At 51.9% G+C, this 24,820-nt stretch carries 11 protein-coding genes and 1 pseudogene; 8 read left to right on the top strand and 4 right to left on the bottom strand.

Annotated elements, in window-relative coordinates:
• Positions 1-143: 143 nt before the first annotated feature.
• From A3224_RS01350 to A3224_RS01340, 3 genes are all read right to left on the bottom strand, one after another.
• Positions 144-10,862 (bottom strand): filamentous hemagglutinin N-terminal domain-containing protein, encoded by a 10,719-nt coding sequence (locus tag A3224_RS01350; RefSeq protein ID WP_067150474.1) that lies wholly within the window; start codon positions 10,860-10,862, stop codon positions 144-146.
• Between the two features lie 54 nt (positions 10,863-10,916).
• Positions 10,917-12,884 (bottom strand): ShlB/FhaC/HecB family hemolysin secretion/activation protein, encoded by a 1,968-nt coding sequence (locus tag A3224_RS01345; protein WP_067150471.1) that lies wholly within the window; start codon positions 12,882-12,884, stop codon positions 10,917-10,919.
• A gap of 85 nt (positions 12,885-12,969) precedes the next feature.
• Positions 12,970-15,573, bottom strand: a complete 2,604-nt coding sequence (locus A3224_RS01340; RefSeq protein ID WP_067150468.1) for a bifunctional serine/threonine-protein kinase/formylglycine-generating enzyme family protein — start codon at positions 15,571-15,573, stop codon at positions 12,970-12,972.
• Positions 15,574-16,497: 924 nt separating this feature from the next.
• On the opposite strand from A3224_RS01340, the gene A3224_RS01335 reads away from it, so the two are divergent.
• The 6 genes from A3224_RS01335 (at position 16,498) to A3224_RS16400 (ending at position 22,027) form a co-directional block, all read left to right on the top strand.
• Complete coding sequence (locus tag A3224_RS01335; protein WP_067150465.1) at positions 16,498-16,986, top strand: Hcp family type VI secretion system effector; 489 nt, start codon at positions 16,498-16,500, stop codon at positions 16,984-16,986.
• 434 nt (positions 16,987-17,420) lie between these two features.
• Entirely contained in the window at positions 17,421-19,328 is a 1,908-nt protein-coding gene (locus A3224_RS01330; protein WP_067150462.1) for a type VI secretion system Vgr family protein, read from the top strand.
• A gap of 16 nt (positions 19,329-19,344) precedes the next feature.
• On the top strand, positions 19,345-19,923 hold the full coding sequence (locus A3224_RS01325; RefSeq protein WP_067150459.1) for a DUF6931 family protein: 579 nt from the start codon (positions 19,345-19,347) through the stop codon (positions 19,921-19,923).
• Between the two features lie 3 nt (positions 19,924-19,926).
• Positions 19,927-20,220 (top strand): PAAR domain-containing protein, encoded by a 294-nt coding sequence (locus tag A3224_RS16405; protein ID WP_074902247.1) that lies wholly within the window; start codon positions 19,927-19,929, stop codon positions 20,218-20,220.
• 200 nt (positions 20,221-20,420) lie between these two features.
• On the top strand, positions 20,421-20,855 hold the full coding sequence (locus A3224_RS01320; RefSeq protein WP_067150456.1) for a DUF6795 domain-containing protein: 435 nt from the start codon (positions 20,421-20,423) through the stop codon (positions 20,853-20,855).
• Between the two features lie 2 nt (positions 20,856-20,857).
• A complete protein-coding gene (locus A3224_RS16400) occupies positions 20,858-22,027 on the top strand; it encodes a lipase family protein (protein WP_082817347.1) in 1,170 nt (389 codons plus the stop codon).
• A 292-nt stretch (positions 22,028-22,319) separates the two neighbouring features.
• Here A3224_RS16400 and A3224_RS16395 read toward each other — a convergent pair.
• A pseudogene (locus A3224_RS16395) lies at positions 22,320-23,285 on the bottom strand (IS30 family transposase).
• Positions 23,286-23,419: 134 nt separating this feature from the next.
• On the opposite strand from A3224_RS16395, the gene A3224_RS01300 reads away from it, so the two are divergent.
• Together A3224_RS01300 and A3224_RS17595 are read left to right on the top strand one after the other, a co-directional pair.
• The gene (locus tag A3224_RS01300; protein WP_067150447.1) at positions 23,420-23,938 is read left to right on the top strand and encodes a DUF6795 domain-containing protein; all 519 of its coding nucleotides are present in this window, start codon (positions 23,420-23,422) and stop codon (positions 23,936-23,938) included.
• Between the two features lie 449 nt (positions 23,939-24,387).
• Positions 24,388-24,615 carry a DUF6795 domain-containing protein gene (locus tag A3224_RS17595; protein WP_407939265.1) on the top strand — a complete coding sequence of 76 codons (228 nt, stop codon included), beginning with the start codon at positions 24,388-24,390 and terminating at the stop codon, positions 24,613-24,615.
• Positions 24,616-24,820 lie beyond the last annotated feature (205 nt).

Here is a 24,820-nt window from a genome sequence, read left to right as displayed (position 1 = left end):
AAAATTGATAGCTGATAAGACTGCTGAAAACTATTAATTTCAAACGAAGCAACAACAAAAAGGCCGGCTTAATGCCGGCCTTTTTTATTCCGCGCTAAATAAGTAGCGGGCTGTTTTAACGATTAAGATTTTGCACTTACTACTTACCTTCCCGCACCAACAGTCCCCACCCCTGTATATGGGCCTTTCCTGGACCCCGAGCTGATACTGCCAAGTTCGGCGGCCCGGTTTAATGGGCCGTCCTCTTCATCTTCTTCCGGATGACCCACAACAGGCAGAAGCTGATCACCTTTCAGGCGCATTTCCGGGGTATTTACCGCATCCACACCGGTACTGTAAGGGTAGACCTCCGTAAAGATCCCCGGGTCCACCTGGGCGAAGTCTTCCACCGCATTCTGAACGGCGGACTTAAGCCCTTGCGCAGTCTGGGCGCCAGCCACGGATTGCAGCTCGTCACCAGTCGCGCTAAAGGCGGGAATCTGGCGGATAAAGTCCGGCTCAAAGTAGCTGATAGCGACAATATCCACCGACTCGGAGACATCCATCCGCAGCGGGTTAACGGCACTACCAATTACTGTCCACTGCTGCAATTCGTCCCCCAACCGCACTTTGCCAGCGGTCAGATGGGTATCTCCGTAGGTTTCAGCGGTAAGACTTCCGAAACTTTTGCTGTTTATGACGATATTGCCACGACCGGCATTGATCTCGTCGATCACAAGATCTTTTTCCGCCAGCACGGAAATATCAATATCGCCAACGGAGGAGTGAATATCGAGGACATTGACGTCGGTTTCAATATCCACGTTGCCGGCAACCACCAGCGCCGCCCTGTTCGCCTTCAGATCGCCAGTGATGGTGTCGATTCCCGTGCTGATAATGCTGATATCCCCACTGCCATCGTACCCCAGGCGCAGACCGCTGTCGGCAAACAGAATACCGGCACCGTTGCGGTTAAAGTTAGCGGAGCTGTCACCGCCATTGACAAAAGTAAAATTCTGATCGGTTTCCAGCGCCAAGCTATTGGTATTGTTATCCAGCCACTCGAAGCCGGAGAGCTGGAAGTTACCTACCCGGGTATTGGCGCCGTTGATCTGCCAGGTTTTTTCGGCCACATTGAGCTGGAACTCGTCGTCGCCACTGCCGCCACTGAGCTGGAGATTCTGGCTGCTGTCGGCATCCACCTGCAAGTAGTCGTTACCCTCTCCGAGATACAGTGCCTGCAGACGTGTTCCCGCAAGTTGTACACTGTCATTGCCGGCACCGGTATCGAGCGCCTCTAAGACACCACCGGTGAGCGTAAACTGGTCCGCGCCACTGCCAGCCACTATGGACTCCACACCACTAAACAGCATCGACTGAGCGCCGCTGGTGATGCTTCCCTGTTCGTCATCCAAGGACCACTGCGCGTCGATATCAGCTCCGCGCAGCACATCAACCCCGCTGCCAGCGGTAAAGCTGGACAAACCGGCGAAAGTCACCCCGGCAACAGTCACCGTATCCAGGCTGCTGAAGGTGTATTCGCTGTCGATATCCTGGCCGGTGTAGGCGTCAGCGTTATTCACCTGCTCCAGGTTTTCGAACAGCACCGTTATGCTGTTTACCGTGGCCCGGGCACTGCCTTCAACCAGGGCATCGCCACTGAGTACCGAAGTCCAGTTGGCCCCACCGGCGCCAACGGTATCTTCGCCCTCCCCCGCGGCCACGGTTTCAATACCGCTGAAGTTGATAGCGGCTGCGCTGATATCGCCGTTGTCTGCCAGTTCGAAATGATCCGCATCCGCGGTGCCCTGCAGCAAATCACTGCCGCCACCGGCGATTACCTGGGAAATGCCCTCGAAAGCCATGGCGGCGACTTCCAACGCATTTTCACCGGACAGAGCGAAGGTTTCGCCGCTGTCCGTGCCGCGCAGGAGTGCATTGGAGGTGATTACCCGGTCGATACCGGACAATTCGACACCGTTGACCGAAAGGGCTCCGTCAGTACCAGCCAACAGCCATTCGCTGGCATTACTGGTTACCGAATCTCCACTATCGTCACCGGCGGATAGTGTGCTTACCGAGGAGAAGTCAATGCCTCGAACACGGAGGGCCTTACCGGTGCCACTCAAGACAATGTTGTCACTGGCATTGTTGGTGGCCGCGTCCACGACCACATCATTTCCGGCAACTCTTTCAATATTCAGGAAGTCGATTCCGGCAGCTGCAGCACTGCCATTCGCGGCGCCCAATATCCAGGTTGCGCTATCGGGGGAAGTCACCTGATCCACCCCCCCTGCGGCATCCACATGAGTGATATCGGCAAAGCGGATGCTATTGGCCGCCACTTGGTTGTCCGCCGTAATCTCAAACTGGTCACCGGCTCCAGACCCGAGCAATATCCCGTTGCCACCGCTGGTGCTCTCCAGCCCGGTAAAATCGATACCCAGCTGACGCAATGCATTGTCGCTGCCACTCAGCTGCCAGGATTCGCTATCCAGTCCCACCAGATGGTCACTACCCGCTGCAGCCGCTACGGAATTTACGCCCTCAAAACGTATGCCATAGCTGTCCAACTGATTAGCAGCGACCATGGAAAAGGTATCATCGCTGTCGGTGCCGGTCAGTGCGCCGGTATTGGTCACTGTTTCGATATTGGCAAAGTCGATAGCGCTGGCGGTTACGGACAGGGAACCGCTCAGGGTCACCGAGCCATCAGCCGCAAGCTCGTCAGTCCCGCTTCCGGCATCCACACTACTCAAGCCGCTGAAACTGATGCCCGCAACGTCGAGGCTGTTGGTACCGGTGATATCGAACTGGTCTGCGCCACTGGTGCCGGTCAGATCTGAGGCCTGTGCGCTGTGGATATTGCTGAAGTTAATTCCATTTGCACTTAGCTGATGATCTGTTCCAGTGAGCGCTACGCCTGATGCATAAGCACTGGCGTCCAGTGAGTCATCGCCGTCGACACCGTCCACAGCAGTCAGACCAATAAAGGTCATGCCGTAGCTGTCGATACTGCCATCGCTATTGAGTGTGAAGGATTCGTCAGCACTGGTCGCTGTGAGGCCGGCGTTAACGGCAGTAATTAATTCAATATTGCTGAAGGTAATGCCATTGTTTTCTGCCTGGTTATCCAAGCCGGTCAGCAACCAGTCGGCACCGTCGGCGCCGGTGACACTATCGTTGCCGCCCATGGCATCCAAACTGGTAATGTCACTGAAGGCAATGCCGTTGGCGGTCAGCGCATTGCTTCCAGTTACCATAAACTGGTCATTGCCGCTGCTACCCCTTAATGCAGTGGCCTCTGCGCTGAAGATATTGCTAAAGGTGATTCCACTGGCGACCAGTTGATTGTCGCCATCAGCGAGTGCCACACCGTCTGCATAAGCGCTGGCATCCAGTGCGTCAGTACCGCCAATACCATCCACAGCGGTCAGACCTGTGAAAGTCATACCGTAGCTGTCGATACTGCCATCGCTATTGAGCGTAAAGGTTTCGTCCGCAGTGGTTCCTGTGAGTCCGGCGTTAAGCGCAGTGATTGACTCAACGTTGCTGAAGGTAATACCACTGTTTTCAGCCCGATTATTTGTGCCTGTCAGCAGCCAGTCGATACCATCTGCACCGATAACACTATCGGTGCCACCCATGGCATCCAACGTACTGATTCCACTCACTGCTATGCCATTGGCTTTTAGCGCATTAACGCCGGTTACCTCAAAGTGATCACTTCCACTACTGCCTGTCAGTGCAGTGACCTCTGCGCTGTGGATATCGCTGAAAGTGATTCCGGATACGGCCAACTCGTTGTTACTTCCTGTGAGTTCCCCACCGGCCGCGATCGCGCTGGCATCCAGTACGTTGCTGCCACCTGCGCCGTTGACTGCGGTTAAGCCGCTGAAGGTCATACCGTAGCTGTCGATACTGCTATCGGCATTGAGAACAAAAGTTTCGTTCGCAGTGGTTCCGGTGAGTTCGGCATTAAGCGTGCTGACCGACTCTATGTTGCTGAAGGTGATACCGCTGCTCTCAGCCTGATTATTTGTACCTGTCAGTTTCCAGGCAGCCCCATTGGCTCCGGTCACACTGTCTTCACCCGAGCCGGAGTCCACCTCCGTCAAGCCGCTGAAGCTGATCCCCGCGACTTCGAGGCTATTGGCTCCGGTGATATCAAAGTGGTCAGCGTCGCTGGTAGCGGTCAGCGCGGTGGCCACTGCACTGTGGATATTGCTGAAGTTAATTCCATTTGCGCTCAGCAGGTTGTCTGTACCAGTGAGCTCTATGCCCGATGCATAAGCACTGGCATCCAGTGCGTCAGTGCCACCGTTACCATCCACGGCAGCCAAACCTGTAAAGGTCATGTCGTAGCTGTCGACGGTGCCATCGCTATTGAGCGTAAAGGTTTCGTCCGCAGTGGTTCCTGTGAGTCCGGCGTTAAGCGCAGTGATTGACTCAACGTTGCTGAAAATAATGCCGCTGTTTTCAGCCTGGTTTTCCGCGCCTGTCAGCAGCCAGTCAATGCCATTGGCGCCGGTAACACTATCGCTGCCGCCCATAGCATCCAGTTGTGTAATGTCATTGAAAGCAATTCCGTTGGCAGTCAGCGCATTGGTGCCAGTGATGGTGAACTGGTCGTCTTCGTTGCTACCAGCCAGCGCAGTAGCTACGGCGCTGTGGATATTGCTGAAAGCGATTCCAGCGGCGACCAGTTCATTGTCACTTCCCGTGAGTTCCCCACCGGCCACATAAGCGCTGGCATCCAACGAGTCGATGCCACCCACGCCATGAACTGCAGTTAAGTCACTGAAAGTCATGCCGTAGCTGTCAACACTGCCATCGGCATTGAGGACGAAAGTTTCGTTCGCAGTGGTCGCATTGAGCCCGGCGTTAACTGCACGGATTAACTCGATGCTAGTGAAGGTAATGCCGCTGCTCTCGGCCTGATTATTTGTACCTGTCAGTATCCAGTCAGCGCCATCGGCTCCGGTCACACTGTCTTCACCCGAGCCGGAGTCCACCTCCGTCAAGCCGCTGAAGCTGATGCCCGCAACGTCGATGCTGTTGGCGCCGGTGATATCGAACTGGTCTCCGCCACTGGTAGCGGTCAGCGCGCTGGCCTCAGCGCTGCGGATATTGCTGAAGGTGATACCGCCTGCACTCAACTGGTTGTCGGTACCGGTGAGCGCTACACCTGCCGCAATCGCGCTGGCATCCAAGGTATCACCACCACCTACGCCATCCACGGTGTTCAATCCACTGAAAGTGATGCCGTAGCTGTCGACACTGCCATCGCTATTGAGTGTGAAGGTTTCGTCCGCAGCGGTTCCGGTGAGTCCGGCGTTAAGCGCGGTGATTAACTCGACATTGCTGAAGGTGATGCCGCTGTTTTCGGCCTGTTTATTTATGCCTGTCAGTAGCCAGTCGATACCATCTTCACCGATAACACTATCGGTGCCACCCATGGCATCCAAGCTGCTAATGCCGCTAAAGGCAATACCGTTGGCGGTCAGCGCCTCAACACCGGTGATGGTAAACAGGTCATCCTCACTGCTACCAGCCAGCGCAGTCGCCTCTGCGCTGTGAATATTGGTGAAGGTGATTCCGTTGGCGATCAGTTCTTTATCACCACCGGTAAGGACTACCCCCTCTCCATAGGCACCGGCATCCAGTGCGTCAGTGCCGCCGTTACCGTCCACAGCTGTCAGACCTATAAAGGTCATGTCGTAGATAGCGACATGACCACTGCCATTGACAGCGAAAGTCTCATCACCACTGGTAGCCGTCAGTCCGGCGTTAAGCGCGGTGATTAACTCGACATTGCTGAAGGTAATGCCGCTGTTTTCGGCCTGCTTATTTATGCCAGTCAGTAGCCAGTCGATACCATCTGCACCGATAACTCTATCGGTGCCGTCCATGGCATCCAAACTGCTAATGCCGCTAAAGGCAATACCGTTGGCGGTCAGCGCCTCAACACCAGTGACAATAAAAGTGTCATCCTGGTTAGAGGCTTCGAGGCTTCCGCCACTCGCTGCATCCAACTCAGTAAAAGTAATACCACTGGTGGTTGCCGTATTTTGTGCACCAGTCAGAGTGACGGTTTCTATCGCTTTGAGACTGTCGTTCCCCTCTCCAGCTGCGACCTTGGTAACGCCGCTGAAACTGATTTCCGCAGCTTCGAGGCTGTTGTCACCGGTGATATCAAAGAAATCATCTCCACTACTGCCGCCCAGTGCTGTCGTCACCGCGCTGTGGATATTACTGAAGGTAGTTCCGTTGGCGACCAGCTCTTTTTTCTCACCGGTAAGCGCCACGCCGTCTTCATAAGCACTGGCATCCAGTGCGTCAGTACCACCGTTACCATACACAGCTGTCAGACCTGTGAAGGTCATACCGTAGCTGTCGACGGTGCCATCGCTATTGAGCGTAAAGGTTTCGTCCGCAGTGGTTCCTGTGAGTCCGGCGTTAAGCGCAGTAATTGACTCAACATTGCTGAAGGTAATACCACTGTTTTCAGCCCGATTATTTATGCCTGTCAGCAGCCAGTCGATACCATCTGCACCGATAACACTATCGGTGCCACCCATGGCATCCAACGTACTGATTCCACTCACTGCTATGCCATTGGCTTTTAGCGCATTAACGCCGGTTACCTCAAAGTGATCACTTCCACTACTGCCTGTCAGTGCAGTGACCTCTGCGCTGTGGATATCGCTGAAAGTGATTCCGGATACGGCCAACTCGTTGTTACTTCCTGTGAGTTCCCCACCGGCCGCGATCGCGCTGGCATCCAGTACGTTGCTGCCACCTGCGCCGTTGACTGCGGTTAAGCCACTGAAGGTTATGCCGTAGCTGTCGATACTGCTATCGGCATTGAGCACGAAAATTTCGTCCGCTGTGGTTCCGATGAGTTCGGCATTAAGCGTGCTGACCGACTCTATGTTGCTGAAGGTAATGCCGCTACTCTCGGCCTTGTTATTTGTTTGGGTTAGTGTCCAGTCCGCACCATCGTCTCCGATCACACTGTCCTCACCCGAGCCGGAGTCCACCTCCGTCAAGCCGCTGAAGCTGATGCCCGCGACATCGAGGCTGTTGGCGCCGGTGATATCGAAATGGTCTGCGCCACCGGTGGCGGTCAGCGCGCTGGCCTCAGCGCTGTGGATATTACTGAAGGTAATGCTGCCTGCGTTCAGCTCGTTGTCGGTATCGGTGAGCGCCACGTCTGCCGCATAACCACTGGCATCCAGTGCGTCAGTGCCGCCGTTACCATACACAGCTGTCAGACCTGTAAAGGTCATGCCGTAGCTGCCGACACTCGTATCGGCATTGAGAACGAAAGTTTCATCACCGCTAGTCGCCGCCAGCCCGGCATTAACCGCAGTGATTTGCTCGACATTGGTGAAGGTAAATCCATTGTTTTCAGCTTGGTTATTCGTACCCGTCAGTATCCAGTCGATGCCATCAGCGCCGATAACACTATCTTCGCCGCCCATGGCATCCAACGTACTGATTCCATTCACTGCTATGCCATTGGCTTTTAGCGCATTAACGCCGGTTACCTCAAAGTGATCACTTCCACTACTGCCTGTCAGTGCAGTGACCTCTGCGCTGTGGATATCGCTGAAAGTGATTCCGGATACGGCCAGCTCGTTGTTACTTCCTGTGAGTTCCCCACCGGCCGCGATCACGCTGGCATCCAGTACGTTACTGCCACCTGCGCCGTTGACTGCGGTTAAGCCGCTGAAGGTTATGCCGTAGATGTCGATACTGCTATCGGCATTGAGAACGAAAGTTTCGTTCTCAATGGTTCCGGTGAGTTCGGCATTAACTGCGCTGACCGACTCTATGTTGCTGAAGGTGATATCACTGCTCTCGGCCTTGTTATCCGTGCCGGTTAGTACCCAGTCCGCGCCATCGGCTCCGGTCACACTGTCTGCACCCGAGCGGGAGTCCACCGCCGTCAAGCCGCTGAAGCTGATGCCCGCGACATCGAGGCTGTTGGCGCCAGTGATATCGAAATGGTCTGCGCCACTGGTGGCGGTCAGCGCGCTGGCCTCAGCACTGTGGATATTACTGAAGGTGATACCGCCTGCGATCAGCTCGTTGTCACTTCCCGTGAGTTCCCCACCGGCCGCGATCGCGCTGGCATCCAGTACGTTGCTGCCACCTACGCCGTTGACTGCGGTTAAGCCACTGAAGGTTATGCCGTAGCTGTCGATACTGCTATCGGCATTGAGCACGAAAATTTCGTCCGCTGTGGTTCCGATGAGTCCGGCGTTCACCGTGCTGACCGACTCTATGTTGCTGAAGGTAATGCCGCTACTCTCGGCCTTGTTATTTGTTTGGGTTAGTGTCCAGTCCGCACCATCGTCTCCGATCACACTGTCCTCACCCGAGCCGGAGTCCACCTCCGTCAAGCCGCTGAAGCTGATGCCCGCGACATCGAGGCTGTTGTCACTGGTGATATCGAACTGGTCTGCATTACCGGTGCCAGTGAGTTTAGTGGCCACTGCGCTGCTGATATTGCTGAAGATGGTGCCGCCTGCGCTCAATTCGTTATCGTTATTGGTGAGCGCCACACCGTCTTCATAAGCACTGGCATCCAGTGCGTCAGTGCCGCCGTTACCATCCACAGCCGTCAGGCCAGTGAAGGTCATGTCGTAGACAACAACATTACCACTGTCATTGACAACGAAAGTTTCATTGGCGTCAGTAGCCGTCAGCCCGGCATTAACCGCAGTGATTTGCTCGACATTGGTGAAGGTAATTCCGTTGTTTTCGGCTTGGTTATCAACACCTTCTTCTAGAAACCAGTCGAAGCCATCGGCACCGGTAACACTATCTTCACCCAGGCCGGTGTCCACTTCTTCAATATTTTTGAATGTAATATTGCCGTCTGCACCTATTAACGAGACTTGATATCCGACCACGGAACCCGGATTGTCGGGATCGAAAATCTTCTCGAAAATCAGCTCTTCACTTTCGGAGGTCAGCGTAAATTTATCTTGCCCACTTCCACCTGTAATGGTGCCAGATCCATTAACAGTTAAACTTCCCAGGGTATTGTTTGTATCATCTCCAGCAATACCCAACGTCAAATTCAGTTCATTGACAGTAATAGCTCCACTGTTTTCAAACGCTCCCGCCAAATCCAGTGTGAAGCTGGAAACGTTTACCGTACCCTCGTTTTTGAAATAGCCGTCATCAGCCCGTATTATAAGATCGCCGACCGAAGCGCCAGAGCCATTAATTGTGCTAATCTGACCACTTGCGCTGATCCATACATTCTTATGGGACTGTAATTCCAGAGTAGTACCGGAGTTCCAACTCACATCACCTGAAACGGAAATACCATAAGAATAATCGTTGTTATCGTCTCCTAGACCTAGGTCAAAATCGCTACTAGCACCGTCAGCGGTGGTCGTTATGATGACATTGGTACTGGAAAGAGCATCGCCTAAGTCGCTTGCTGAAATACAATTGTTTTCGGCACTGCAGTCACCATCAGTGATATCTAACCACTCCGGATCCAACAACCACTCCCCAGTCTCCCCACCAGCAAGACTCAGGGTAGACACAAACATAGTGTCTCCATCCAGGTGCAGATTGACTTTGCCGGATGTTTCGACAAATCCGCCGTCGCCCCCGAGTTCGCCAGACTCGGCGCGGATGGTGCCGCCAAACTGAGTGGTGTCGTCGGCCCAGACGATGACCTTGCCGCCATCGCCGTTATCGATTCCGCTGGCATTGATCTCGGCTTCGGCGGTGACAACGGTGGTTGTTGCATTGCGAACTTCGTCGTTCTCACCCCGGTAGTCACCACCGATCAGCACCTCGCCGCCACTGGCAGTACCGCGGGCATCGATGTCGCCGCTGACGGTAACCTCGTCGCCCAGTACCTGGACTGAGCCTCCCTCTCCCGCATTTCCGATTACAGCAATCTGACCACTGTGCGTGGCGCTGTCCCCCTCGATAATAACTTCGCCGCCCTGTGTGCCCGATGCATCCAGGGCTCCGCTGTTAACAACACCGGAACCCGAGCCGAACAGGCGGATCTTGCCGCCACTGGTGTCGATTCCGCGCGCTTGTACCGTACCTTCGTTGTTGACCGCGGCGGTAAAGAGGTCGCCGGAAACGCTGGCTTCCATAAGCACCGTAGTGCCTTCAATAGCGCCTTCATTTAAGACAGCACTGTCCAGGCCCATCTGGTTTTCCATCACCTCTTTGGTGACTTTCACCCCGATCAGGCCGTCCGCATCGAAGGTGAGTACAGCTTCATCTGCTGCGGCGAGGCTCACCATTTCAGCGCTGATCAAGCCACTCGCGGCATTGGTCACTTGTTTGCCTACCAGCACGGCGCTGGCGGCATTGATGAGACCGCGGTTGACCACCACACCGGCACTGCCGTCTTCGCCCTCAAAGGCGAAGTTGCCGTCCATAAATTCCTGCGGGTTAATATCCAATCCGGCGGCGGTAATAGCACCGACGTTAACGGTGGCGGTTTCAGTAAAGAGTACGCCGCGGGGGTTGGCGAGGATAACGTGGCCGTTGGCCTCGATACTGCCGCGAATATCACTGGGGTTTTCGTCGAGTATGCGGTTCAGCACGACCGACGAGGAGTCGGGCTGCAGAAACTGGATGATTTCTTCTTCCGTCAGATTGAAAGAATCCCAGTCTATTGCCAGAAGGTCTGTTTTCTGGTCGACAATCGTGGTGAGGTCACTGGTACTAATGGAGCCCTCTCCACCAACCACTGTACCGCCTTCCGGTGCGGCCTGCGCAGATGGACTGACAATCTGGCCGGCGATCAGTCCTGCCCAGGCCAGGTGGCACACCTTGATAGCCGAAGTGAGTTTTTTCAGTTCGAGCGTCATTTTTTTAGTGTTCATGCCGGTACCTTGCGAAGCGATTCCTGCTTCGAGTCTGCAGTCGGAAAATTCAGATCAGTCAAAGAAGAAAGAGAAATCCGCATAGATAGCGGGATCGTCCGCGTCGTCTCCCGTTCCCTCAACAGATGACTTGGACATTGTGGGCCAGGCCACGGATATCTGGCTGGCGAAGGACTCCTCCCAGCTCAGTTTGAACAACAGTCCGGCCCCAGATAAGCCGGCCCAGTCGTCATGGATGTCTTGTTCGTAGTTGTTGACAACACCGTAGCCGCCATCGGCGATCAGTGCCACCTGTAAGATATCGCTCAAGCGGTAGTCGAAAATACGCGGGTTAAGTGCGTCGGGAAAGTCGAAGTACCACTCGGCGGACAGCAGGCCTGCGCGGTCGGCGGAAAAGTCGCGCACGTCAAAGGCGCGGACTCCGCTGGCACCGCCCAGAGAGAACTGCTCGAAGGCGGGCAGGCTGCTGTCGCTGTACTGCCAGCGGCTTTTCAGAATCAGCCGTGACTGGGTGTCGGTAAACGGTAGAGGTACAAAGAACAACGAGCTGGTTTCCAGGGCGAATTTGGTGAAGTCATTGCCCCGCTCGGGATCGACTTCTTTCTGGTGTTCGCCATACTGAATTTTTGCATTCAATATATTCAGCATGGGCACAGTGCCGTTGGAGAGGCTGTCGACATAAAAGCCCACTTCACCGCCATATACATGGTCACCTGGCTCCGGGAGTTCGATGATGGCGTTGAGATCTGATTTTTTGTTCGTGAGGCTGAAGGAACCCGTGAGGTTGAAGTCGCGGGAGCGGCGAAACTTGTGATCGACACTCAGCGCATAGCTCTCGTTGACACCCTCAATGTTCAACAGGTTGACCACATTGTTCGGATCTTTCAGATCCTGCAGGGAAAACTCGTTGTAGTCGGCGGAAAATTGCAGGCGGGTGCGCGGGCCGAACAACGGCAGACTGTAGCGGAACTGGGCCAGGTCGGAGCCAAAGTCCGAGTCCAGGTTGTCCGCATTAGTGGACTTGAGGTATCCAATAGTCAGGGCGTCGCCGATACCCAGCGGGTTGAGCCAGTCGACGGAGGTGAAAGAGCGCTGGTCGCCGGTGAACGCGGAGCCGTGATTGTCCAGCCGCGTCACCGCCCGCCAGGGGTTTTCGTCCCGCACTTTAAGGTTCAGCTTGGTTTCGCCCGGGTTGTCACCGGGGCTGAAATAACCGGTGACATTTAAACTGGGCAGGTCGTTGAGCAGATAGAGCCCCTCTTCGATGCTCTTGTGATCCACCAGCTTGCCGCGCTGGTCCTCGAATGGTATCGCGAGCTGTTCCAGTGAATACTTCCTGTTACCCTCGGCAGCCACCTGTCCCAACAGGCCTTCCTGTACCGTCAGGGTAACTACACCGTTTTCCACTTCCTGCGCGGGAATCTGTACCTGGGCCAGGAAAAGCCCCTGTCGACGATAGAACCGAGTGAGCTCAGCAGCGATCTCCTCCAGGTCTCCATAGCTGAGACCGCGCTCGGCATTCTGCTTTTCGATGATGCTGACCAGTTTGCGCAACTGGGCAGCGCCCAGCTCTTCCGGCGCATACTGTGCATTCATACTATCGAGCAACAGCGCCAGCTCTTCCAGATTCTCCTTGGTGTAACCACCGGCGAGGATCTGGTCTTCTTTCATGAATTTGACCCGGAGCTCTTCGGCGAGCTGTTCCACTACTTCGCGAGTGATACCGAACTCGGGATACTCTTCCAGGCGGTGGAAACGGAATTTCTTAACAGTGATACGCGGCCCGTGATTGCGCCGGGCAATTTCCGGGATATCCGTATTGAGGTTTGGATCTTCCCGCTCCTGCGTGCGTTGCAGGAAATCCCTGGTGACATCCGGCTCGGCGATTGTGGGGGCATTTTGATCGAAGGCAGCACGAACGCGACTGCGAAAGCCGGACTCCCCCTCCTGAGCACAAACAAAGGCTGGCAACAACAAGCTGACTCCAGCAAACGCCAGCTGATTCTTTAAACGCACGAGCATATCACCCCCTAACAATCCCTGTATCCCGTACAGACTGAACCCTCTCGCGGCGAGAAGGGTGTTATTTATGTTTCAAAAAGATTTTTCAGGGCCTGTCTAGGTCCCTTACGATGCGGAATCCGGTCAGTTCGTCGGCCTCACCGGTGTGCTGGCGCTTGGTGGTAGCCAGGCAGCGGCTCATCGGGTCCCGTCGGCTGCCACCGACGGCCATCAGTTGGCCCTCGCTGGTATAGGCCCACTCCTGCACATTACCCACCGCGTTGATGAGGCCGAAGCCATTGGGGCTTCCGGCCCGAGTCGCAACCAGTTCCGCCCCCTTCTCAACGCCCCGATATTTCAGGTGACAGTTGCGGTCAGCGACTTCACCCATGCCGTTGGCATTGGCGGCGGCAAACCATTCTCGCTCCGTGGGCAGGCGGTATTCATTGCCGGTTTGCGCACTCAGCCAGTCAATATAAGCCTGGGCCTGCGCAATACTGATGTTGTTAACCGGCAGATTCGCGGCTCCCAGCGCATCCGGTTCACATTGCGCGGAAGCCGCGCAATACTTGCCGAATTCTCGGTTACTAATTTCATATTTGCCGATGGCCAGGGGCTTGCCAGCACTACCCGTAACGACAACCATCCGCGGAGCATCCGTGCCGTCGGCCAGCCGGTCCGCACAGGTGTAGCGATTGCCGCGTCCGCCACTTCCGGGGCGCAGGTGTGCACAAAAATCGAGCTTGAACTCCTGTAAATTTGACTGCTTGGGGAGCAGTATCCGGGCCTCATTCAACAGAGGTTCGGTACGCAGCGGATCCCGCACCGCGAGGCTAGAGAAGCAATTGCTAAATTCCTCCGCCAATACAGGACGTATTTTTTGCGCTTTAACGGCGTCCAGCTGGGCGAGCCGGTTGAGCTGCGCAGATACGGCAGAGACTTGCATGTTAAAACCGCACCGCAGAGCCAGTTCCATCTCATCCAGTACAGCATCGATTTTTTGCTGTTTCTCCCGCGCAGCGGCAAGGCGCTGGCGGCGCAATTCCTCTTGGCGCAAACGCTCTGCCTCGCGCTCGGCTGCCAAGCGTTCAGCCTCGAGGCGAGCACGCAGCTCTTCTCGCTCCCGATCCAGCCGTGACCGAATTTCCGCAGCCTCGGTGGACTCTTCGTACCAGCTCGCGGCGCTGGACAGCATGGCATCAGCCTGGTCCAGGTTACCGAGGTTTAGCTGGCCTGTGGCAGCCGCCACAAAGATCTCGTAAACCCGCTCTCGAGATGAATCCAGGTACTCCTCATCCGACGGATTGAGCTCCGCGTATTCCTGCAGTTCAACTCGCAGGTCATCCTCCCAGTCGGGGGTTAGAATGCTCAAGCTGATAAGACGATCGATCGCTTCGCGCTTATCGGCGATACGGCGCTGCAACAGTTCCTGCTCCAGCTTTTTCTCCAGCTCGATCTTGACCCGCTGCTGCTCTGCCGCATTCTCCCGCTCCAAATGGTTATAGCCGACAGCGCCCCCAACAAGCAGACTGGCAAAAGCGGCGCCCAAAAGCCATTTCCAGGTGTTGTTGACAAAAAAACCGTGAACGAATTTTTCAACGGTGGGGGTTCGCTCTTCCCGCTTTAATTCCAAAGCGGATTCGAGAGCACGCCACTGTTTGCGGCTCAAGCTCTTAATACGCTTGGGTTTTAATTTCTTTTCCCAAGCTTTATCCGCAGGTAGTTTTCCGAAGGGATGACGGCCGGCAAATAACTCATAAGCAACGCAGCCGAGGGCATAGACATCATCGCTGGGCGCCGGCTCGGCGCCTTTTAGCATTTCCAGACTGGCATAGGCAGGGGTCAAAGCCCCCAGGGTGCCGGCGTCGAATAAGGTACGCTCACCGACATTGCTCGCCATACTGCCTTCAGTAACAGCGCGAGCAATGCCGAAGTCAAAAACTTTGGCACCCTTTTTATTGGTTACAAAGATATTTCCCGGCTTGAAGTCCGAGTGCACAATACCGTGGGAATGCGCATAAATGAGCGCCTGGGAAATGTCATACAGTACAGAGCAGGCCTTCTCATACTCCAGTCCGACATCCGCGTGTTCCCGCAGCAGTTTGTCGAGCGGCGCCCCTTCGAGAAATTCCATCGTCATGAAGACGCGGTCGCCGTCCCGGTCAAAATCGTAGACTGTTACGATATTCGGGTGTGCCAGGGTCTGGGATTTGCGCGCCTCACGCTGCAGGGAGATAAAGGCATCCGGGTGCTGACGGAAATCGTCATTCAACAGCTTGATCGCCACGTATGGCTCGCTGTCATTGGCCTCCAGTTTGCGGCGGTCAAGCGCTTTGTATACCGCTCCCATGCCGCCCGCGCCAAGCAGTTTATCGAGCTCGAAGCGACCTTTAATCACCGTTTTGGTGACGGCGCCGGAAGAGGGGGACTCGAAAAATACAGCCTCACGCGGCGGGGGGGAAGCGAGGATACGCGTGGCATCGCCCTCCTCCGGTGCAGCCGTTCCGCCTTGGAATACTGTAGCATCGGCTGTGAAACCGGCAGCGGCGGTGGGAATGAGGCCGGGATTGCCACCCACCGGCGGATGGTCATTCGCGCCGGTATTGTCGTTGGCAACAAAAACCGTTGTATCGCCATCATCCAGCGGCCCCTCGGTCGGTTTGATTTCCGAGTGGCTGCCTTTCCTGACGATGCGTGTCTTGTCGTTCAAATCCGCCTCCGTGGAAGATTTATTTTGGCACCTCCCAGTGCCGCCCCGAACACCGGGGTATCTGAGCCCAATTTACGCGGCAAAAGCTTATGGTTCACCCACACCCATGGCGCAATATGCACTTCGCCTCAGAGCGAAACAGCTCGCCGATGAGATGGACCATCAGCAGACTTTTCATATCGGATGTCACCCACAAAGTCTGACCCACCCCAAACTGACAAGCCGCTTTCACGGGGAAAGCTCACCCTCTGATCAAGATCTATTCGCATGAATACTGTGGCGGGTTTGAAATATCCAAGCCATATCCCGGGCTTCTCATACAGGCTTTTTACTGCCAGCCAGTAAAAGCGGCTCCGTACACTTCATGCGACACAACAGAAAGTCTGCGCAACGTAGCAGGCGCGGAGTATACCCAAGCCGCCTTAATGCAACAATGACGACTAGCGCAATTCCTGCCAATAAATTTATCGACAAAAAACAGCCGTGCACAGCGCACACAAAAAACGTGATTTAGTCCCAATTGCGAGCAAAATTACACGAAATTACAAGGGGCAGAACACACAAACGGCATTATGCAATTTTATTTCAACAAAAAAATCGCATCCGAGTAGCCTAACCATATATTTGAATAGTTTTGATTTTTTTATCTCGCTACAAGAAACCAAGTAAGCAACTTTGCCGCTTAAAAAAATCGTGCCAGAGTGGATTTTCTGCCCAGATCATCTGTCGATCAAATTTTGTTCTACACCACCTTAAAAATTCGTGCCAGAGTCAATTTAAATTTTCTAAAACACTGTTTTTTTTTGCAAAAAGCTTTGCTTAAATCTCCCCAGCTGCCTTTGCGGCCAACCCTGAACTGCTGCGATTCCGCGGTGGTAAAGGATGCACCACCCTTATCTCAGACCACACCAAGAGGGATTACTCATGGCTATTTACATGAACTTCAACAACAAATCGACGAAAGGCAATGTGACCGCTAAGGGTTACGAAGACTGGATCGAGGTAGACAGCTTCAACTTTGGCGTCGGCCGCGGCATCAGCATGGAAGCCGGGGCTATGGCCAACCGCGAAGCCTCCCGTCCGAGCATCAGCGAAATCACCGTAACCAAGCGTATTGATGCGGCCTCCGGCGGCCTGTTCAAAGCTTCCGTTACCGGTGACGAAGGTGTTCCGGTGGAATTCCACGTGGTACAGACCGGTGCCAACGCTGTAGAGAAATACGCTGTTTACAAGCTGGAAGATGCCATCATCTCCTCTTACAGCATCAGCGCCTCTGCAGGTGGTGCTCCGCAGGAGTCCATCTCCCTGAGCTTCTCCAAAATCGAGGCAGACCTGGCTCACGCAGACAAAACCAACAAGAACCCGAAAAACATGCGTGTGGGCTACGACCTGGCCACCGCTACCCCGCTGTAAGCAGCCTTTCGGTTCTCGCTACAGGGGCCGAGGCCTGCAGCCGAGGGTTGCGGGGCTGCGGCCCCTCGCTGTTTCTTCACCCCGGAGAAAATGCAGAGGCATAGTTGCCAAGCGAGGCTGGAACCGTGACGGTCAGACTTTATGGGGGCTCACCGGCTGCTCCAGGATAAATGAACTCCGTACAGCGGATTCTTCTGTCTTATCTTGACAGCAGCGCCGCCTCATTAAACGCTGCGCCTTGATGAGGTAATCGTGGGCAATGGAATCACGAGAGTGGTTTTTAATAATGATCACCATATTCCACCCCTTCTGACCGGTATAAATACTACCGGCACGACAAAAAGCTTTGTTACTCCGGGAGTATTGGCAGACTAGATCTCAAGATCCGAGCACAAACTACAAACGTAACAACGTTTCAGGACCAGGGGCAGAGTATGTCCACTCTCAACCAAGACAATCGGATGATCAACGTCGACTGCCCACTCGGCAAGGACACGCTGATTGCCACAGTGATTGACGGCGAGGAGCACATCTCTGCGCCGTTTAGCTACACACTCAAGCTAATTTCAGACAACCACGCCATTAATCAGAGCGATGTCGTCGGTAAGCTAATGACAGCCACTGTCAATTACTCCAAGACACCGCGATATATCAATGGTTATGTGACGCACTTCTCCAGGCATGATGTCAACGCTGAGGGGATGCGCAGCTATACCGCTGTCTTGCGCCCCGGCCTCTGGTTCACCACACTCGGTGGAAAAAACCGCGTATTCGAGAAAAAATCTGCCAAGCAAATTCTGGAAGAAGTGCTGGGTGAATACAGTAAAGTCATCAAGCTTTCCACCAAACTCAATGCGGAATATATAACTCGCGAGTACTGCGTACAGTTTGATGAGAGTGACTTTGACTTTGTCAGCCGACTGATGGCTGAAGAAGGGATTGTCTACTACTTCAAACACAGCAACGGGCAACACGAGCTCGTACTCTGTGACGATCCGCAGGATTTCTATGACTGCGAATCAAACAAGATAGAGTACGACGGCGGCGGAAGCCATCCCACCATGCACACCATTAGTAGCTGGGAGCGAGTCTTTAATTACCACGGCGGCGGTTTCGAGCTAAAAGATTACAACGAATTTACAGCGACAAAAGACAATCGCCAGCAGGTCAACACCACCAGCAAACTCAACGACGTTTCGAACTATTTGCGCAGCCTGTACGGCCTGAACCACTTTGAAGCGGATGGTGAGCACAAGCGAAAGTTTAAAGACAGCTATCACAAAGCTCTGGCAGAGAGGGCCATGGAAGCCCACGAAGCACAGTTCGATGTCGCCTATGGCACCAGTGACTGCCCTGCCCTGAGCGCCGGAGGCCGGTTCAACTTCGATCACACACTGAGCACAGAAAAAGGTAAGTACTTACTTACATCCGTAAAAATACATGCCACGGACAGTAACAGCGAACAGACTTTCTTCAAAAACTCATTCAGCTGTGTACCCGCAACAGTCATGCCGCGGCCTGATCCGATCGTCCGGACATACAAAATCCACTCACCACAGGTAGCACAGGTTTTAGAGGTCAAAGCCACGGCCTCTGATAGCTCCCAAGACCCCTACACTCAGCTCAAAGTCAAATTCCCGTGGAATTCGGCCCAAAACAGCTGCTGGGTGAGGGTTGTCCAGTCATTTGCTGGCAAAAATTGGGGGGCCAATTTTGTTCCCCGCGTCGGCCAGGAAGTGGTGGTAACCTATATCAACGGCGACCCGGACCGACCATTAATCACCGGTGCCGTCTACAACGGTGACAACCCCGGCCCCAATTACACCGCCACTCAAAGCGGTTGGAAAACCGAGTATGAAGGCAGTAAGTTCAACGAATTACGCTTCGACGACAAAGGTGGCAAGGAAGAAATCTATATGGAAGCCGGCCGGGATCACAATTTTGTGATCCACAACGACCAAACCGGCAAAATCGAAAACAAACAAACCCTGGAGATCAAGCAGGACCGCAGCATCACTGTTACCGATGGCAACGAAACGGTCACCATCGCCAAAGGAAATCAAACCGTCAACATCGATAAGGGTGATCAGAAAATCACTTTAGGGGCCGGTAATCACACCCTTAAGGTCAGTCGGGGTCAACAGACAACAGATGTAATGGGTGCGATACAGATCACCTCCAAGACATCTATAGAACTAAAAGTGGGCGGTAGCAGTATCAAACTGACCCCCGCCGGTATCACCATCAAGGGCACCACCCTGTCGCTCAAAGGGGACGCCACCGCCGAAGTGAAAGGCGGTGGCATACTGAAGCTGAAAGGCGGCGTGACCATGATCAATTGATGGAGTAAATCGACTGATGACAGACCTGGTGAAAGTTCAGGCATTAACTGCCGCCGAACTCCTTAAAAACTTCGATGTTAGCGAGGAAGCCGAAGAACACCTGGTACCGGATACAGCCCCTGAAGTGAGCATTTTGCGCCTGATGGACGCGGGCCTCTACCCGGACGCGATCAAACTCTTGGCACATGGACTGCCGAAACGCGAAGCCGTCTGGTGGGCCTGTCTGGCAGCCCGTGATGTCCAAAATCCGCAAACAGACGAAGACAATGTAAAGGCATTACTGGCCGCCGAAAGCTGGGCGATGAAGCCCAGTGAAGAAGCCCGTCTGAGATGCAAAACCTTAGGAGAAAAGACCAAACACAAAACACCGGCCAGCTGGGCCGCCACCGCAGCCAGCTGGTGTCACGGCAGTCTGGCAGACGAAGGTGAACCAGTAATAGAACCACCCGATCACCTATACGCACACGCTGTGGCCGGTAGCGTAACCCTGGCAGCGGTGCTTTCCGATCCGGTGGACCCCAGCAAGCGCTTTATCCGCTACATGAATCAAGGGCTGGATCTGGCCCGTGGCGGCAACGGCAGAATCGAGGAATAAAAGATGGGAAAACCCGCTTCCCGTATCACGGACATGCATGTTTGCCCCATGGTGACAGGCACGGTTCCCCACGTCGGCGGCCCCGTAGTAAGCCCCGGAGGCCCCACCGTCATTATCGGAGGACTGCCCTCGGCAACCGCCGGCAGTACCTGTACCTGTGTCGGCCCACCGGACACCATCGCCATGGGCAGCACCACGGTAATAATCCAGGGAAAACCAGCGGCACGGATGGGGGATTCCACGGTGCATGGTGGAAAGATAGTGGTCGGTTGTCCTACTGTGCTTATTGGGGGATGATCTTGGCTAAAAAAATTGTTAACGACCCCGCAAATCCATCTCAGCGACATACAAGAAGCATAGCTCTCTGCGCTCTTCTTAAGAAACTCAATTTTTTACCTATGCTTTCCAGCATCAAAATTAGTATAAACGTGACATCCAATTTTTATACAAGACTATTATTTTCTATTCTTTTATTTCTAAGCACGGAGATTTCTGCCATGTCAATATTCGATACAGGGAAGGTATGCACCTTTTCGAATATTTCCGGGGTAATTCTAAAAGACGGACAACCAGTTTCAAACGCCACGGTAACAAGGACAACCTCATACCAGAAAAAAAAGACTGATAAAACTACAACTAACGAAGAAGGCTATTTTGAAATGCCTGCGCTATTCGAGCGTAGTGTAATGAGTCTACTTCCACAAGAATTTGTGGTTGGCCAGCTTATCGTAGTTACGGTAAATGGTGAAGACCATACCATATGGGATGGAGTTAAGCGTAAAAAAGAAGAAAATTCTGAAGCAAGAGGTAAACCTCTAATTGTAACCTGCGACATTAGCGATGAACTTCACGTTATAGAAGTCGATGGACAACCGTTTGTAACAAAATGCAACTGGGATGTAGTTCCAGATATCGTGGATAAGGGGTTTTAATCATGAAATTAACACCACTCCAATCAGTAAACCTTTCACAAGATGTATACGCATTATCAAAACTGGATACACTTGATGCTGCTACGACTTATTTAAATAGCTCATACCGTGGAAAACTTTCATTCGCTGAAGAAAATACTTTAAAGGGGAAAACCGGAGGGCCAGGAATTATTAAGGTTAGGACTGCATTTGGTTTCCTACTGGTCGGCCAAGGAGAGTACAAAGGTAATGCATTTATACTATTTCGCGGCACTCAGTATCTGGCTGATTGGCTAACTAATCTAAATATTACTCTTTCAAGGTCAAGTAGTGGTCACGCTATTCACGATGGATTCAATAAAGCCTTTCTATCCATGCTGCCTCAAATTCGCTCATTTGTGGACAAATTACCTGCGGGCACCGATGTTCACTGTCTCGGACATAGCCTAGGAGGAGCACTCGCGACAATTGCAGCAGAATGGATATCAAAAAATACCATTCACAAACCAAGGCTATATACGTATGGAAGCCCCAGAGTTGGCTTAATAGGATTTGCCGATAAATGTACTAGCTTACTTGGAGAAGAAAATATTTTTCGGGTATACCATAAAACTGATATAGTTCCCTGTATCCCGATATGGCCTTTCGTACACACACCAAGTTCTGGCAAAGAATATCATATCCCGTCACCAGGACTTATACCGTGGTCGACCTATCATGATATGGAATTATACAAAAAATCAGTAGGAAAAAAATCATGGAATGAAATATACTCCATGAGACCTGCCAAGCGCACCGATTCCGGAATTGAAGAATGGTTAAAATCTAAAGCCATAATAGGCCCCACCATATCTTCTATCGAATGGATTAGTGATGCCATAGTCTATGTGCTAAAAAAATGCATAAATTTTGCAGGAAGACTAATAGATTTTGGAGCATCAACTTACTTCACACTGATGGATCGCCTTGCCTATATCCTCAAAAAAGGTATTGACTTCACCGAATCTATCTCTCAATGGGTCCTTCTGTTAATGCGAAAAATAGCTCAGTTCCTTGGCATGGAAAAACTTATTGAAAAAGCTGATCTAACAAGAACTTTTTTGCGCAATATCCTACTGAAGTTATCCGCCAGAGTTAATGCGATTAGTAGGCAAGCTCTAAGCAATACACTAGCTGATGGAAGGGCTATCTAGTTGTGACTTTTAATTTTTATCCTGACATTTCAGAATTTCATGCTGGATCGCAATACGTCATCTTCCTTCTCTAGTATATTTAAGGAAGGGTAGCATCAAAAAGAATTGGCACCAGATAGAATGTCAAATAGCGGCAAGCTTTCTATAGTCAGTGATAATAGCAGGAAAAAGTACAATTGATATTGTAGGGCCTTGATCTGCAAGCAGATGAGGCCCTGTACAGTTTTGAGACTTATCGATAGAAAGGGTATAGATAGCTCACACACTTGGTTTTAAGAAATAAGTGCAATTTTTATGCAGCGAGAAAATCATCTCTCTGCCCCATAAATAACTCATTCAGCGACCAGCCGCCTATGCTTGCTCTTGGTCTGCCGTTCAACCGCCCCATAACAAATTGAACTTCCTCATCTGTCACCTTGGTAAAATCTGTATCCTTCGGGAAGTACTGCCGAATGAGGCCATTGGTATTTTCGTTGCCCCCCTCTCCCAGGATGCATAGGGTGGGAAAAATAGATGTCCGCATCTAATCCTTTCGCTATCACACCGTGCTCAGAAAACTCTAGTCCATTGTCAAATGTGATCGTTTTGATCTTATCTTTCAGGTGTATCATGTGATCAACTGCGGCCTAGGCTAACAGATCAACTCTTTCCCCAGTTAAGCGAACAATAATTGTGTAAAGCGTCTTTCTCTCAACCATGGTCAGCAGCGCTCCCTTGCGTCCTTTGCCGATAATGGTATCGCTTTCCCAGTCGCCTACTCTGCCACAGCACTCTACAATAGCGGGCCGTTTCTCTATGCTTACACGGTTCTTGATTCTTCCGCGCCGGTCTCTGCTGCCATAACGCTTGCGGTAGGGCTTTGAGGCGATTCGCAAGTGAGTGTATAAATCTCCACCACTGATTTTGTCGGCATAGATCAGCTGATAGATCGTCTCGTGATGCAGAGCCCCCCTGTGTGTCTTTCCAGGTAACTCACCACTTGCTGTGGACTCAATTCCTGGCGAATTAACACTTCTATCTGACCCCGCACCTCACCGGTTATCTTTCGAGCCTTGTACGCTTCATGCCTCCTGGTGTCGGAAAACTTTTGTGCCAGCCCTGGACGGTATCCTCTCTGTCCAGCGTTACGGCGTAGCTCACGGCTGATTGTAGAAGGATGTCGCCCCAGGTTTTTGGCAATCTCAACTTGAGAGTGCCCGGCTGTTTTCAGGCTGTAGATCTGGTATCGTTCATTCTCGGTCAGCTGGTTGTAGTTCATCAGTGCTTTTCTCTTGGCGGGGAAAGGCGCAACTCTACCAGCTGGCCGTCCCTTTACCAATTGCACTTATTATCCGAAACCGCGACCTATTCCCCTATTGAAAAATCAATATTCCATCTAAGAACTTAGAAATTATGGATAATCTTGGCATATCTTATAAGTTTATTAAAATCTTTCTCTCTTTTATTATCTTTCTTTTAAGCATGGATAGTAATGCCATATCAATATTTGATACAGGGAAGGTATATACTTTTTCTGGCATTTCCGGAATTATTCAGAAAGATGGAATTCCAATTAAAAACGCCACTGTAGTAAGAAAAGTCTACTACCAGAAAAATAAGATAGATAAAACCAAAACTAACGAAGTTGGTTATTTTGAAATGCCTGCCCTATTCGAGCGCAGCTTGCTGAGTCTACTTCCGCAAGAATTTGTGGTCAATCAGTTTATTGCTATCACCACAAATGGTGAGGAACATATTATATGGGATGGCGTAAAACGTATAAAAAATGAGAATTCTGAGTCACGGGGTAAGCCGTTATTCGTAATATGTGACATCGAAAAGGAATATCAGGTAATAGAAGTTGATGGACAGCGATTTATAACAAAATGCAAGTGGGACGTAATTCCTGACAGTGCAAACAAGGAGGTTTAAAAATGTACAATATTTGCGTCTTTATACATGGACCAATTGAGAATATTGTTTTTTCATCACGGTTTCGGATAACGAGTGCAATTGGTAAGAAATCGGGCAACTGGTAGCTACCCGCGTTCTCCCCAACCAACAGAAAAACATTACCTGTAAAAGAGAAGCTTTAGCTCATTTCCATGCTCACCGATTAAGAGATAACGCATTATGGAAACAAGTCTAAGGCTATAGTATTTCAGTGCCCCTGATTGTTTGATATCAATTTTCTCTACCACGGGGAATATTATGGCGCCCGTAAACCCATTAAAGGCCTACACATTTTCAGAAATGAATATCCGGCTAACTCTGGATGGAGAACCTGCCGCAGGAGCTAAGGTTATTAGATCAATCAATTGAAAAAAGAAATTATAGATATATTTACTGCTGACTAGACGGGGAAAGTCTATCTTCCTGCTATGTACGATATCTCATTTGCAAAGATATTTCCGATAGAATTTGTTTCCTCCCAGCTTATTAAAATTATACATAATGACAATGAATACAAAATTTGGGTATATGCAAAGCGAAACCCAGGAGAGAATTTTGGAATGAATGGAGAGTCCTTTAATCTATCTTGCGAGCTTTCTGATAAACTGAGAACTGAACGAATGTTTGACTCTATATTAAAAACCTCGTGCAGGTAGCGCTGAATGCAGGATTGATAATCGTGTTTATAATCCCAACATCGCGCATTTATTTCTGGCTTGACTTTATAGATACCATATGTGTCAGGAATGATTTTAAATTTTTGAACTTTCGTATGAACTCACACCAAACACTATAAGATTAAAAGTCATATTGCATCTTTTGCGACGTACTATATTGAGTTAAACTTGTAAAAAATCACAA

The sequence above is a fragment of the Microbulbifer thermotolerans genome (assembly GCF_001617625.1).
In the GTDB taxonomy this organism is placed as follows: Bacteria; Pseudomonadota; Gammaproteobacteria; order Pseudomonadales; family Cellvibrionaceae; genus Microbulbifer; species Microbulbifer thermotolerans.
The sequence above is the reverse complement of the archived record's forward strand: the minus strand, read 5'-3'. Positions and strand labels throughout refer to the sequence as shown.